The 14238-nt window shown below is 68.6% G+C and carries 8 protein-coding genes; 6 read left to right on the top strand and 2 right to left on the bottom strand.

The genetic code is table 11. The features are described 5' to 3' along the window. Positions 1-140 precede the first annotated feature (140 nt). Positions 141-1676, bottom strand: a complete 1536-nt coding sequence (locus tag MLE27_RS08950; RefSeq protein ID WP_243311721.1) for a S8 family peptidase — start codon at positions 1674-1676, stop codon at positions 141-143. 188 nt (positions 1677-1864) lie between these two features. On the opposite strand from MLE27_RS08950, the gene MLE27_RS08945 reads away from it, so the two are divergent. The 3 genes from MLE27_RS08945 (at position 1865) to MLE27_RS08935 (ending at position 8379) form a co-directional block, all read left to right on the top strand. Continuing rightward, the gene (locus tag MLE27_RS08945; RefSeq protein WP_243311720.1) at positions 1865-3673 is read left to right on the top strand and encodes an ABC-F family ATP-binding cassette domain-containing protein; all 1809 of its coding nucleotides are present in this window, start codon (positions 1865-1867) and stop codon (positions 3671-3673) included. Positions 3674-3817: 144 nt separating this feature from the next. Then, complete coding sequence (locus MLE27_RS08940) at positions 3818-6046, top strand: PAS domain-containing sensor histidine kinase (RefSeq protein ID WP_243311719.1); 2229 nt, start codon at positions 3818-3820, stop codon at positions 6044-6046. 218 nt (positions 6047-6264) lie between these two features. Next, positions 6265-8379, top strand: coding sequence for a PAS domain-containing hybrid sensor histidine kinase/response regulator (locus MLE27_RS08935; RefSeq protein ID WP_243311718.1), 2115 nt, complete (start codon positions 6265-6267; stop codon positions 8377-8379). Here the strand turns inward: MLE27_RS08935 and MLE27_RS08930 are convergent. Beyond that, positions 8369-9271, bottom strand: a complete 903-nt coding sequence (locus MLE27_RS08930) for a hypothetical protein (RefSeq protein ID WP_243311717.1) — start codon at positions 9269-9271, stop codon at positions 8369-8371. The genes MLE27_RS08935 and MLE27_RS08930 overlap by 11 nt on opposite strands. A gap of 173 nt (positions 9272-9444) precedes the next feature. Between MLE27_RS08930 and MLE27_RS08925 the strand changes: the two genes are divergently transcribed. From MLE27_RS08925 to MLE27_RS08915, 3 genes are read left to right on the top strand one after another with little or no spacing between them, the layout of a single operon-like run. Then, the gene (locus tag MLE27_RS08925; RefSeq protein WP_243311716.1) at positions 9445-10635 is read left to right on the top strand and encodes an efflux RND transporter periplasmic adaptor subunit; all 1191 of its coding nucleotides are present in this window, start codon (positions 9445-9447) and stop codon (positions 10633-10635) included. Then, on the top strand, positions 10632-13763 hold the full coding sequence (locus MLE27_RS08920) for an efflux RND transporter permease subunit (protein WP_243311715.1): 3132 nt from the start codon (positions 10632-10634) through the stop codon (positions 13761-13763). Before MLE27_RS08925 ends, MLE27_RS08920 begins: the two co-directional genes overlap by 4 nt. Then, entirely contained in the window at positions 13753-14214 is a 462-nt protein-coding gene (locus MLE27_RS08915) for a MarR family winged helix-turn-helix transcriptional regulator (protein WP_243311714.1), read from the top strand. Before MLE27_RS08920 ends, MLE27_RS08915 begins: the two co-directional genes overlap by 11 nt. The last annotated feature ends 24 nt before the right edge of the window (positions 14215-14238 follow it).

Below are 14238 nucleotides of genomic sequence, written 5' to 3'. Positions count from 1 at the left end.
CACGCCCGTTGGGGTGGCGGGGTTTATCACCAGTATCAGGCTTACGGCCGGGCCGGGGCCATGTCAACAGGGGCCGGAAAACGGCGGAAGCCCCCTCCGCTTTGGGGCAGGGGGGCTTCCCGGAAACAGCGCGGCCGGCGTCAGTTGCCTTGCAGGAGCAGCAGCTGGCTCGCCGCGTTGGACATGCGCAGGGGCCACGTCTGGGAGGTGAAAATGCTGATGCGCGGGCGGTAGCCCCCATCGGAACAGGCGGTCTGCACGGAGACGCCCCCATTGGTCAGCCGCGTCTGGATGGTGGATACGCTCTCGGAGGGGGCGCGCTGGCGCATGAGCGTCCAGGTGCCGGTCACGTGGGGGGTGGCCATGGAGGTGCCGTCCCAGGCCTCGTAGCTGGTGTCCGTGTCACCCGTCGAGGAGGTGATGGAGCTGCCGGGCGCCCAGAAATCCACCATGTTGGGGGCCCAGTTGTTGTAGTAGGCCTCCTCGTCGCTTTTGGTCACGGCGCCCACGGTGACGGCCGTGGAGACGCAGCCCGGCGCCCCCACGCTGTCGCAATAGCCATTGTTGCCCGAGGCGATGCAGGTGGCGATGTTCACGGAGGCCAGGTTGTCGATGGCGGCCTTGCGCGTGTCGGTGTCGCAGGCCGCGAAGTACTGCCCGCCGCCCAGGCTCATGTTCACCGCTCCGATCTTGTAGGTGTTGCGCAAGGAGTAGACGTATTCCAGGCCCAGGATCTGGTCGGAAGTGTAGGACCGGACGTCCGACGTGGCCGTGAAGATCGAGAACACGTTCACCGCGATGATGTTGGCGCCCTTGGCGATGCCGGAGAGCGTGCCGTCGGGCTTCTTGCCCGCCGCGATGCCCGCGACGTGGGTGCCGTGGTCCCAGCCGGCGTAGGCGTTGCTGTAGTGGGCGGCCGCCCCTGTGCCGAACATGGAGGTCTGGCCGTTGGGGCAGTTGGCCGAGGCGGAGTAGCAACCCTCCCGGATGGTCTTGCCGGTGAACATCTCGTGGGTGCGGCGGATGCCCGTATCCAGGATGGCCACGTACCAGCCCTGGCCCCGCCAGCCCTTGGCCCAGACCTTGTCCGCGCCGATCATGGGCGCGGACTGGGCCAGTTGCGTCGTGTCGGGCGGCAGGTCGGCGGCGGGGGCGTCCATGGCCCCGGCCTTGCTGCCGCCGCCCTTGGCGGGCTGGATCAGGGGGACTGCCTCGTCCACCTGGATGTTCAGCACGCGCGGGTCCGCCTTGAGGGCTTCCAGGCCGCTTTGGCTGACGGCCAGGGCCATGCCGGGCACGGTCTTGAACACGCGCGGGCCTCCGGCGGCGGCCCCCTTGGCCAGGGAGGACGGGTCGGCGCTCTGGGCCACGGCCTGGGCCACGGAGGCTATGCCCCGCTCCAGGGCGGCGTCCGCGGTGCGGGCGGCCTCGGCCAGGGCCGCGTCGGCCTTCGCGCCGGGGTCCTTGGAGGGGTCCAGGGTGGCTGCGCGGGAGGCCCCGGTTAGTTCGGAGATGCCCGGCACATCCAGCGTGACGATCACCCGGGCCTGGCCGGACGACGTGACGCTGGCTTGAGGGATGTCGACCCAACGCAGGCTCTTGTCGCCGGCCTGGGCCAGGGCAGGCACTGTAAGCAACAGAAAAGCAACGAAAATTTTTCGCAAGAAGTAAGTCATGGACGCCTCCGGTGGATGTGAGACGGTTATTTACAACACTCCAGTTCAATAAATTTATATCTGAATTACGAGCGAGTCCAGCGCCAGGTTCGGCTCATTGCATTGGCGGGAATGCCACGCCCGTCCCCATTGGCGGCTCCCCCTCCCGCTTTGACGCGGCCCCCGGGATGCACTATTGCCAGAGCTCCATGAGCACCCTGATCTCCATCCGCGACATCGCCAAGGCCTACGGGGCGCGCACCCTGTTCTCCAACATCACCCTGACCCTGCACCAGGGCGAGCGCGTGGGCCTCATCGGGGCCAACGGCTCGGGCAAGTCCACGCTGCTGCGCATCCTGGCCGGGCTGGAAAAGCCCGACTCCGGCGAGCGCATCCCGCGCAGGCAGGTGCGGCTGGCCCACCTGGCCCAGAAGGACGAATTCCCGGAGGACGCCACCGTCGCCGAGGTTGTGGCCGCGCCTCTGGCAGGGGAGGGCCTGGCCGAGGCCGAGCTGCACGCGAGGGTGGGGGCGGCGCTCTCGCGCACGGGGTTCACTGACCACGCCGTAAGCGCCGGGAGCCTCTCCGGCGGCTGGCGCAAGCGCCTGGCCCTGGCCCGGGCCTTGGCCCAGGAGCCGGACCTGCTCCTGCTGGACGAGCCCACCAACCACCTGGACCTGGAGTCCGTCATCTGGCTGGAGAAGATGCTGCGCGGGGCGCGCTTCGCCTACGTGGTCATCAGCCACGACCGCTGCTTCCTGGAGAACACCACCACCCGCACCATCGAGCTGGCCCGCTCCTACCCCGAAGGCTTTTTGAGCGTGGACGGCCCCTACAGCACCTTCCTGGAAAAGCGCGCCGATTTCCTGGCGGCCCAGGCCGGGCTGGAAGAAACCCTGGCCAACAAGGTGCGCCGCGAGGTGGAGTGGCTGCGGCGCGGCCCCAAGGCCCGCACCACCAAGGCCAAGGCCCGGATAGACGAGGCGGGCAGGCTCATGGGCGAGCTGGCCGAGACGCGCGAGCGCAACACCCAGGCCGGGCGGGCGGGCATAGAGTTCGGGGGCACCTCCCGCCAGACCAGGCGGCTCATGGTGGCCGAGGGCGTCTCCAAGACGCTGGGCGGGCGCGAGCTGTTCAGCGGGCTGGACATCGTGCTCTCCCCCGGCGTGCGCCTGGGCCTGGTGGGTGCCAACGGCAGCGGCAAGTCCACGCTGCTGCGCATCCTGGCCGGGGAGGACGTTCCGGACCAGGGCGAGGTGCGCCGCGCTCCGGCCCTGGAGGTGGCCTACTTCGACCAGAACCGCGCCCGGCTGGACCAGAGCTTGAGCCTCAAGGCCACCCTGGCCCCCCACGGGGACGCCGTGGTCTACCTGGGGCGCTCCGTGCATGTGGTCACCTGGGCCAAGCGCTTCCTGTTCCGGCCCGAACAATTGGACCTGCCCGTGAGCCTGCTCTCCGGCGGGGAGCAGGCCCGGCTGCTCATCGCGCAGCTCATGCTGCGCCCGGCGGACGTGCTCCTGCTGGACGAGCCCACCAACGACCTGGACATCCCCACCCTGGAGATACTGGAGGAGAGCCTCCAGGACTTCCCCGGCGCCGTGGTGCTGATTTCCCACGACCGCTACCTGCTGGACACCGTTTCCACGGGCATGTTGGGCCTGGACGGACGCGGCGGGGCCGTGCCCCTGGCCGACCTGGAGCAGTGGGAGCGCGTGCGGGATGAGGCGGAGCGGGCCGAAGCCCGAGGTCAGGCCCCGGCCCAGCCCAAGGCCCGCCAGGCCAAACAGCCCGCCAAGAAGCTCACCTACAAGGAGCAGAAGGAATTCGACGGCATGGAGCAGGCCATCGCCGAGGCCGAAGAGGCCCTGGCCACGCGCGAAGCCGAACTGGCCGACCCGGCGGTTGCCCACGACCCCACGGAGTTGCAGGCGCGCATGGCCCGGCAGGAGGCAGCCCAGGCCGAGGTGGACAGGCTCTACGCCCGCTGGGCCGAGCTGGAGGACAAGCTGGCGGATTGAAGCGTGCGCACCCGATTTCTTATTAATTTCTTGTCTTCATAGCGGGTTCGGGTATATGCATTTTTCGTTTGACCGCGACCGCCGCACACCGGGACGGGCGGCTGCGCCATTTCGGCAACAGTCCAGGCGTATTCATGGGCGAAAATGAACAACCCGCTTGTCTTCTCCCTGCTCGCAGGAATCATCTCCTTCTCCCTGTTCGTTCTGGTCAACGCGTTCCTCTATTTCAAGCACCGCGACAAGGCGCTGCTGTTTTGGGCTTTCGCCTGGAGCGCCCTCGTGCTGCGCAACATCACCGTCCTGTGCGGGGTGTACTGGGGCAAGAGCGGTGGACTGCTTCTGCTGGAGCAGATGCTGGTCCTCGGCACGTCGGCCATGTTGCTGCTGGGTGTCCACGAGCTCATGGGTAAGAGGGCCGGGCGCTGGTTTCACGGCCTCTTCGCGGCCGCGGCGGCCTGGGTGTGCGCGGGGGCGGTGGTCCACATCCCCGTTCCCTGGTTCTATGTGCCGACCTACGGCATATTCGGGGCCGCGAAGATCATCGTCGGGCGCATGATGCTCAAGAACGCGCCCCCCGGCGGCGTGGGGGGGCGGCTGTCCGGCTGGCTGCTCATCCTTTGGGGGCTGCACACCCTCGACTACCCCTTCCTGCGGCCCCTCGGCATCTTCGCCCCCTGGGGCTTCATCATCGGCGGGGTCCTGGGGCTGCTCACGGCCCTGGGGCTCATCCTGGCCTATTTCGAGCGGGTCACGCATGACCTGGACGTCGAAAAGGACCGCTTCCACAGCCTGTTCCGCTCTCAGGCGGCGCCCATCCTGCTGCTCGACGCCGGAACCCTGGAGATACTGGACGCCAACGATGGCGCGGCGCGAGTCTACGGTTTCCGCCCGGCCGAGTTGCGCGGGATGGACTTCGGCCTGATGAGCGCCCTGCCCCGGGGCGACTTCGTCACGGGCCTCAAGGTGGCGTTGGACGCGGGGGACGGCGGGTTCTTGGCCCCGCAAAGGCTCAGGAGCGGCGAACTGCGCTTCGTGGAGGTCTTCTGCTCGCCCGCGCGGGTGGACGGCCGCGCCGTGCTGTTCTCGCTGGTTCACGACGTCACCGAGCGCATCCTGGCCCAGGACGCCCTGCGCGAGAGCGAGGCCAGGTACCGCGCCGTGGTGGATCAGGCCGGGGTCGGCATCGTGCTCATGGACGCCTCGGGCGTGGTCCGCACCTGGAATCCCAAGGCGGAGGAGATCCTCGGCGTCACGGCGGACGCGGCGCTGGGTCACCCCATCCAGGAGAGGGACTGGAAGGTCACCTGGGAGGACGGCAAACCCATGGCGGTGGAGGACTTCCCCTCCATGCGCACCCTGCGCACGGGCAAGCCGGTGGTCGACGCCGTGCTGGGCGTCCGCTTCCTTTCGGGCGAGTTGCGCTGGATCACGGTGAACACCACGCCCATACTGATGGAGGGCGAGCGGACCCTGCGCGCCGTCTCCATCACCTTCAGCGACGACACCCTCCGCAGGCGGCAGGAGGCGGAGCTGCGGGCGGCCCGCCGCGCCGCCGAAGCCTCCAGCGAGGCCAAGTCGGTGTTCCTGGCCAACATGAGCCACGAGCTGCGCACGCCCCTCAACGGCATCATCGGCATGCTGGAGATTCTGGAATCCGGCACGCTCGACCCGGAACGGCGGCGGCACCTGACCGTGGTCCTCAAGTCGTCCCGGAGGCTGGCGAACCTGCTCGGCGACATCCTGGACCTCTCCAGCCTGGAGGAAGGGCGGCTGGGGCTGGCCCCTGCGCCCTTCGCCCCCGCGTCGCTGGCGGCCGCCCTGGAAGAACTGTTCGCCCCGGCCGCGCGCGAGGGAGGCATCACCCTGGAGTGCGCGGTGGCCCCGGATGTTCCCCCGATGCTGGCGGGCGACGAACCCCGCATGCGCCAGATCCTGTTCAACCTCGTGGGCAACGCGGTGAAGTTCACGGCGCGAGGGCGCGTGCGGGTGGAGATCAGCCGCCTGCCGGGGGCCGGGCCGGAGGCCCAACGCCTGCTGTTCCTGGTGGAGGACACGGGCCCGGGCATATCCGACGCCCAGCTCAAGCAGATCTTCGAGCCGTTCGTCCAGGGCGAGGGCAGCTACATCCGCCAGTACCAGGGGGCGGGGTTGGGCCTTTCCATCGTGCGCCGCCTGGTGGGCCTCATGGGCGGGTCGCTGGATGTGGAAAGCGAAGAGGGCCGGGGCACGCGCGTCTACCTTGTGCTGCCCTTCGGCTCCTGCGGGGGGCAAGGCGCTGCGCCGCACACGGCGGCCCTCCCTCCGCCGTCCCTCCCCCGCGCGCGTGACCGCGGCGGCCCATGGCCCGCCAGGCGGCATGGGGCTTCCCCATGAGGCGCAAATCGATGATCTTTCCTGCAAGCCTATGGACACGCAGCGGAAGTTGTGTCTTATTGGCGCAGAGCTTTCAACGCGGGGATGCCGTGATGCGGCATCCGAAGCGGCAGTCATTTATTCCGGCGGCGTATCCCCCGTAGACCGGCCAACGGACAGCACCCACAGCTGGCCCGTTGGCTGGAGGCGTCAACCAGTCGTGCCCAGCGAGGAAGACGATGCCACATGCCGACCCCGAACGAGAAGAACTGCTCGCTGAAATCGAGGCCTTGCGCGCGAGCAACGCCCGGCTGGAAAGCGAGCTGCGTTCAATCCGCTCCTGCGGGCCACCCCCCCTCGGCACCTCCGCGAACCACTCCCCCTCCGGTACGCCCGAAAGCAGGGAGGCCCTGTACCGGGCCATGCTGCGCAATCTCCCGGTCGATTTCTGGGCGCGCGACCTGAGCCAGCGCATCATCATGCAGAGCCAGGAGTCCCTGCGGCTCTGGGGCGACCTCAGCGAAGCCTCTCCCGCGGACCTGAGGGTCGATCCCGCCGTGAGGGAGGCCTGGCGGGATAACAACCGCAGGGTCTTCGCCGGGGAGACGGTCACGTCGAGGAAGGAATACGCGCTCCCCCTGGGAGGGCGGCGCACCTTCCACGAGGTGGCCACCCCCATCGTGGACCAGGGCAGGATGCTCGGCATCATGGGGCTCAACATCGACGTCACGGCGGCCCGCCTGGCCCAGGAGGCCCTGCGCGTCAGCGAGACCCGCTTCCGCAACATCGTGGAGAGCGTGCGCCGTATCGCCATCCAGGGTTACGACGAGCAGCGGCGCGTCATCCTCTGGAACGAGGCCAGCGAGGAGATCTACGGCTACACCAAGGATGAGGCCCTGGGCCGCCGCCTGGAGGACCTGATAATACCCGGGCCCATGCGGGAGGGCGTGGTCCAGGCCGTCACGGACTGGGTGGAGCGGGGCGTGCCCATACCGCCGGGCGAGCTGGTGCTCAGGCACAAGGACGGCCACGCCGTGCCCGTCTACTCCTCCCACGTTATGCAGCGGGGCCCGGAAGGCTCCAAGGAGATGTACTGCATCGACGTGGACCTCTCGGAGATCCATCGCATGAACCTGGAGCTCAAGGAGGCCAAGGAGCAGGCCGAAGCCGCCAGCAGGAGCAAGTCGGAGTTCCTGGCCAACATGAGCCACGAGGTGCGCACCCCGCTCAACGGCATCCTGGGCATGCTCCAGTTGCTCCAGACCACCGCGCTGGACGGCGAACAGGCCGATTACGTGCGCACGGGCATCGCGGCGTCCGAGAGGCTGGCCCGGCTGCTCACGGACATCCTGGACCTGTCGCGAATCGAATCCAACCGGTTGAACCTGGAGATGACCAACTTCCGCATGGGGGGCGTGACCGAGCCCATCCGCGACCTCTTCCGTCACGAGGCCCGGCGCAAGGGGCTGGAGCTGCGCATCGAGGTGTCCGAGAATCTGCCCGCGTGGCTCACGGGCGACGAGCACCGGCTGCGGCAGGTGCTCTTCAACCTGGTGGGCAACGCCCTGAAGTTTACGGAGAGCGGCCACGTGGTGGTGGAGGTCTACCCCGGGGCCTCCTGGCGCGACGGTTGCGGCCATGAAAGCTCGCGGGTGGTGTTCACCGTGCGCGATACGGGCATCGGCATGCCGGAGGAGAAGATTTCCTCCCTGTTCCAGCCTTTCACCCAGGTCAGCCAGTCCTACGTGCGCGCCCACCAGGGCGCGGGCCTGGGGTTGGCCATCGTCAAGCGGCTGGTTTCCATGATGAGCGGCAACGTCGCCATAGAAAGCGAGCAGGGCCGGGGCACGGCGGTGCACGTCAGCCTGCCGCTCAGGGCGGGAGTCCCCCAGGCCGGGGAGGCCCGGCTCACATCCATCCACGACGCCGCGCCCCGTCTGCCAGAGGGGCTGCGCGTGCTGCTGGTGGAGGACGAGCGGGTCAACCGCGTGGCCATGCGGCGGATGCTTGAGAAGGAAGGCTGCCTGGTGCTCGAGGCGCGGAACGGGGCCGAGGCGCTCTCGGCCCTCACAGCCGGGGGGTGCCAACTGGTGCTCATGGACATCCAGATGCCCGTTATGGACGGCCTGGAGGCCACGCGGGCCATCCGGGGGGGCGAAACCTTCAAGACCCAGGCCAGGGTGCCCATCGTGGCGCTCACGGCCTACGCCATGACCGGCGACAGGGAGAAGTTCCTGGACGCGGGCATGGACGCCTACCTGAGCAAGCCCGTGCGGATGGAGGAGCTGCGCCGGGTGGTTGCCAAAGTGCTGGAGGGTCGCGGGGCCGTGGAGGGGTTGGGCATCAGCGGGTGAATTTCTCGGTCAGGATGTCCACGGCGCGCTCCTCGCAGGCCACGTAACGCTCCTCGTCGAAGAGGGCCTTGTGCCCCACGCCCTCGTGCAGCACGCACTCCTTCAGCTCCACGTGCCTGAAGGCGTGGCCCATGTGCACCAGGTCGCCGAACCAGGCCACCCCGATATCCAGAATGCCGTTGCCCGTGTAGGGGTCGCCCACGTCCACGTAGGCCCCGAAGGGCCTGGCCGGTCCCTGGGGGCAGGTGGCCGGGCGGGCCTTCCCCATGTCTATCAGGCAGCAGAACTCGTTTACGCGGCACTCCGGCAGGGGCCAGGGGCGGCGCTTGAGCTCCTCCGTGGGGGCCTCGGTGTACTTGCGGCGGTACACGGCAGGGTCGATGGAGGCGTAGAGCGCCTCCAACTCCGGGTAATCCGGCCGGTACTCCAGATAGCGCCCGGGGCCGCACAGCCCGCGCATCGCCGCCGGGCACAGCCAGCACTGCCCTATCTCCCCCGCGCCGGTGGCCTCCCCGATGTTCTCAAGCAGGAGGCCCACGGCGTCGCCCACGAACTCACAGTCGTTGTGGATCAGGAGCAGGTAGGGCTTGTCCGTGGCTTCGAAGGCGTACTGGTAGCGCAGCATGTGGCGGTAGGCCGGGTCGGCGAGGCGCGCGGGGTCAACGGCGTAGCGCCAGTTGGTGGCCTCGGGCCGGAAGCGCCTGACGCGCCCGCCGAGCGCGGCCAGCAGCTCCGCCTGGCTGTAGTTGCTGTTGAGGGGGCCGGGCTCCTCGATGAAATAGATGGTCCCGATGTGGCCGCCGCTGTGGCGCAGCAGGGAAAACAGCGCCAGGGCGGTCTGGGCTGGCTTGCCCAGCACGTTGATGGCCACGTCCACGATTGCTTTCGGCATGCCCCCCAATAACCACGCGCAGCCCTCCCCACAACCCCCCGTTCGATCGCTCGTGCACCAAAATATTGACATGCGCGTGTTCTTCGGAGATTGACTCGGTGCGTGTAGTGCTAATAGTTAGCGTTCTAACAAAGCCGGCCGGGCCGAAGCCGCCCGGCATTCCCGGAGGGCATATGTTCCCGAATGTTTACAGGCAGCCCGCATCCGCCATGTGGGTGCTGCTGGCCCTGGTTTCCGTCCTGTCCCTGGCTGGCTGCGGCAAGGATTCCCCCGCCCAGGCCCCGGGCGGCATGCCTCCGCCGGAAGTCGTGGTGGCAACCGTGACCCGGGCGGACCTGCCCCTGCACATCGAGTACATGGCCCAGACCGCGGGCTCCCGCGAGGTGCAGGTGCGCGCCCGCGTGGGCGGCATCCTGCTCAAGCGCGCCTATGAGGAGGGCAAGCGCGTCAAGGAGGGCGACCTGATGTTCGTCATAGACCCCGCGCCCTTCCAGGCCGCGCTGACCCAGGCCAAGGGCGCGCTGGCCCAGGCCGAGGCCAAGCTGGCCAAGGCCCGGCGCGACCAGGAGCGCATGGCCAAGCTCTTCAAGGAGGGCGTGGTCAGCCAGAAGGACCGCGACGACGCCCAGACCGACCTGCAGACCTCCGCCGCCGAGGTGGACGCCGCCAAGGGCAAGCTGCGCGAGGCCGCGCTGAACCTCGAATACACCAAGGTCACCGCGCCCATCACCGGCATCACCAGCAAGGAGACCCGCTCCGAGGGCAGCCTGGTGGTGGCCAACTCCGAGACCAGCCTGCTCACCACCATGACGCGGCTCGACCCCCTCTACGTGAACTTCTCCATCCCGGGCTCCGAGTTCTCCCGCATGCGCAAGCTGCGCGCCGAGAACAGGATCGCCTTCGACAACGGCGACTTCCTGGTGACCATCGCCCTGCCCGACGGCGGGCAGTACTCCCGCTCCGGGCGCATCAACTTCACCGACACCAGCGTGGACACCAACACCGGCGTGGTCAAGCTGCGCGCCGAGTTCGCCAACCCCGAGGCCGAGGTGCTGCCCGGCCAGTTCGTGCGCGTGCGCTTAAACGGCGCCCGCCTCAAGGACGTGATCGCCATCCCGCAGGCCGCCGTGCTCCAGACGCAGCAGGGCGCGCTGGCGTGGGTCGTTGGCCAGGACAACGTGGTGCAGCCCAGGCCCGTGGCCCTGGGCGAGCTGATGGGCAATTCCTACCTGGTGGAGAGCGGGCTGGAGCCCGGCGAGCGCATCATCACCGAGGGCGTCATCAAGGTGCGCCCCGGCGCGCAGGTGGCCGTGCGCGGCGAGGCCGCCGCCGCTCAGGGGGCCGCGCCGCAGGGGGCCAAATGATCTCGCGTTTCTTCCTTTCGCGCCCGGTATTCTCTACGGTCATCTCCCTGGTCATCATATTGGCCGGCTTGGTGTCCCTGAGGGTGCTGCCCATCGCCCAATACCCGGACATCATCCCGCCCGAGGTCCTGGTGGCCACGGCCTATCCGGGCGCAAGCCCCGAGGTCATCGCGCAGACGGTGGCCGCGCCCCTGGAGCAGCAGATCAACGGCGTGGAGAACATGCTCTACATGCGCTCCACCAGCGCGGGCGACGGCTCCGTCTCCATCTCCGTGGTCTTCACCGTGGGCACCGATCCGAACCAGGCCACCATCAACGTCAACAACCGCGTGCAGGCGGCCCAGCCCTTCCTGCCCGACGACGTGCGCCGCCAGGGCGTCACGGTGACCAAGAAGTCCTCCAACATGCTCCTGGTGCTCTCCATGGACTCGCCGGAGGGCCGCTACGACACCATCTTCGTCAGCAACTACGCCCTGGTGAACGTCATCGACGAGCTCAAGCGCGTGCCCGGCGTGGGCGACGCCATGATCTTCGGCGCCAAGGACTACTCCATGCGCATCTGGCTGCGCCCGGACAAGCTGGCCCAGCTCAAGCTGACCCCGGCCGACGTGGCCGCCGCCGTGCGGGAGCAGAACTCCCAGTACGCGGCGGGGCGCATCGGCGAGGAGCCGCAGCCCACGCCCGTGGACGTCAACTACATGGTCATCACCCAGGGCCGCCTGGCCACGGCCGAGGAGTTCGAGAACATCATCCTGCGGGCCGACCCCGACGGCTCCACCCTGCGCCTCAAGGACGTGGCCCGCGTGGAGCTCGGCTCCAAGGACTACAGCTTCGTGGGCACGCGCATGGGCCACCCCACGGTGCCCATGGGCATCTTCCTGGCTTCGGGCGCCAACGCCCTGGACACGGCCGACCGGGTGAAGGCCAAGATGGATGAGCTCTCCAAGCGCTTCCCCGAGGGCGTGGGCTACGCCATCCCCTACGACACCACCACCTTCGTGCGCGTCTCCATCCAGGAGGTGGTCAAGACCCTGGGCGAGGCCATGGTCCTGGTGTTCCTGGTGGTCTACCTGTTCCTGCAGAGCTTCCGGGCCACGCTCATCCCCTGCCTGGCCGTGCCGGTGTCCATCATCGGCACGTTCGCGGGCATGTACGCCCTGGGCTTCACCATCAACACGCTCACGCTCTTCGGCATGGTGCTGGCCATCGGCATCGTGGTGGACGACGCCATCGTGGTGCTGGAGAACGTGGAGCGCATCATGCGAACGCAGGGCCTCGGGCCCAAGGAGGCCACGGCCAAGGCCATGGAGGAGGTGACCGGCCCGGTCATCGCCATCGTGCTGGTGCTCTGCGCCGTGTTCGTGCCCGTGGCCTTCCTGGGCGGGCTCACCGGCCAGATGTACAAGCAGTTCGCCATCACCATCGCGGTGTCGGTGGTCATCTCCGGCCTGGTGGCGCTCACGCTCACGCCGAGCCTCTGCGCCCTGCTGCTGCGGCCCGTGCACAAGGAGCCGGGGCGATTCTTCAGCGCCTTCAACGCCTGGTTCGACAGGATCACCGCCGGCTACTCCTCCGGGGTGGCCTTCCTGCTCAAGCGGGCCGGGGTCGCGGTGGTGCTGTTCGCGGTGCTGTGCGCCGGGGCCCTGGCCCTGTTCCGCATGACGCCCTCGGGCATGCTCCCCGACGAGGACCAGGGCTACGCCCTGGCCGTGAACATCCTGCCCGACGGCGCGGCCCTGCACCACACCCTGGAGCTGAGCTCCCAGCTGGACAAGATGAACCTGCAGGACCCCATCGTGCGCAGCAACATCACCTTCTCCGGCTACGACTTCCTCACCGGGGCTTCGCGTTCCAACTACTCCACCTCGTTCCTGGACCTCAAACCCTGGGACGAGCGCACCAAGCCGGGCGAGAGCTCCTTCGACCTGGTGGGCCGCATCTTCGGGCGCGGCATGGCCCTGCCGCGCGGCCTGACCCTGGCCTTCAACCCGCCGCCCATCCAGGGCATGAGCAACACCGGCGGCTTCGAGGTGTACATCCAGAGCCGCGGCGAGGGCGACAGCAAGGCCCTGGCCGCCATGCTGGACAAGGTCATGGCCGAGGGCGCCAAGCACCCCGAGCTGGGCAGGCTCTCCACCACCTTCGGGGCCAACGTGCCGCAGCTGCGCGTCAACCTGGACCGCAACAAGGCCAAGGCCCTGGGCGTGCCGGTGAACGCGGTGTTCGAGGCCATGCAGGCCACCTTCGGGGCCTACTACATCAACGACTTCAACAAGTACGGGCGCACCTTCCGGGTCATGCTCCAGTCCGAGGCCAACTTCCGCGACCGCCCCGAGGGCCTGCGCGACGTGTACGTGCGCTCCCAGCGCGGGGAGATGATCCCCCTGACCGCCCTGGTGGACGTGCAGCTCACCAGCGGCCCCGAGGTGGTGGAGCGCTTCAACGTGTTCCCGGCGGCCAAGATCATGGGCGGCCCGGCCCCGGGCTACAGCTCGGGCCAGGCCATCGCGGCCATGGAGAAGGCGGCAGCCGACGTGCTGCCCCCGGAATACACCCTGGCCTGGACCGGCTCCGCCTATCAGGAGAAGCTCACGGGCGGCACCTCCAGCCTGGTGTTCGTGCTGGCCATCGTCATGGTCTTCCTGATCCTGGCGGCCCAGTACGAGCGGTGGTCCCTGCCGGTGGCGGTGGTCCTGGCGGTGCCCTTCGCCATGTTCGGGGCCATCCTGGCCACCTGGGGGCGCGGCCTCATGAACGACCTCTACTTCCAGATCGCCCTGGTGACCCTGGTGGGCCTGGCGGCCAAGAACGCCATCCTCATCGTGGAGTTCGCCACGGCCCGCCAGAAGAAGGGCATGGACGCGGCCCAGGCCGCCCTGGAGGCCTCCAAGCTGCGCTTCCGCCCCATCATCATGACCTCCCTGGCCTTCGTGCTGGGCTGCCTGCCCCTGGCCATAAGCTCGGGCGCGGGCGCGGCCAGCCGCCACGCCATCGGCACCGGCGTGGTGGGCGGCATGCTCGGGGCCACCATCATCGCGCCGTTCTTCATCCCGGTGTTCTACAAGATCATCGTCAACCTGGGCGCGCGCCTGCGCTCCCGGGCCACGGAGGGAAGCAATGGTCACTAGCTGCCGCTGGCGTGACGAGCACCGCGACCCCAGGCACATCGGCCTGACCATCTACGAGGTGTCGCGGGCCTGGAAGGCGCGCCTGGACGAGCTGTTCAAGCCCCTGGGCCTCTCCAGCGCCACCTGGACCGTGATCTGGGCCCTGGCCCTCAACGAGGAGGCCATGACCCAGCGCGAGCTGGCCCAGGCCGTGTTCGTGGAGTGCTCCTCCCTGGTGCGGCTGCTGGACCGGCTGGAGAAGGACGGCTGGGTGCGCCGCGTGAGCGACGCGGCGGACAGGCGCGTGAAGCGCGTGGTGCTCACCGAGAAGGCGGAGCCCGTGCTGGAGGAGTTCGGCGAGGTGGCCCACGGCTTCAGCGACTACGTGCTGGACGGCATCGCCCAGGACAGGCTGGAGACCGCCCACGGCGTGCTCATGGAGCTCAAGCGCAAGCTGGACCGCAACGCCTGAGCGCATTGCGGCCGCATGAATGCG

The sequence above is a fragment of the Fundidesulfovibrio agrisoli genome, from assembly GCF_022808715.1.
Taxonomy (GTDB): domain Bacteria; phylum Desulfobacterota; class Desulfovibrionia; order Desulfovibrionales; family Desulfovibrionaceae; genus Fundidesulfovibrio; species Fundidesulfovibrio agrisoli.
Note: the sequence above shows the minus strand (reverse complement) of the source record. Positions and strands in the feature narration are given on the sequence as shown.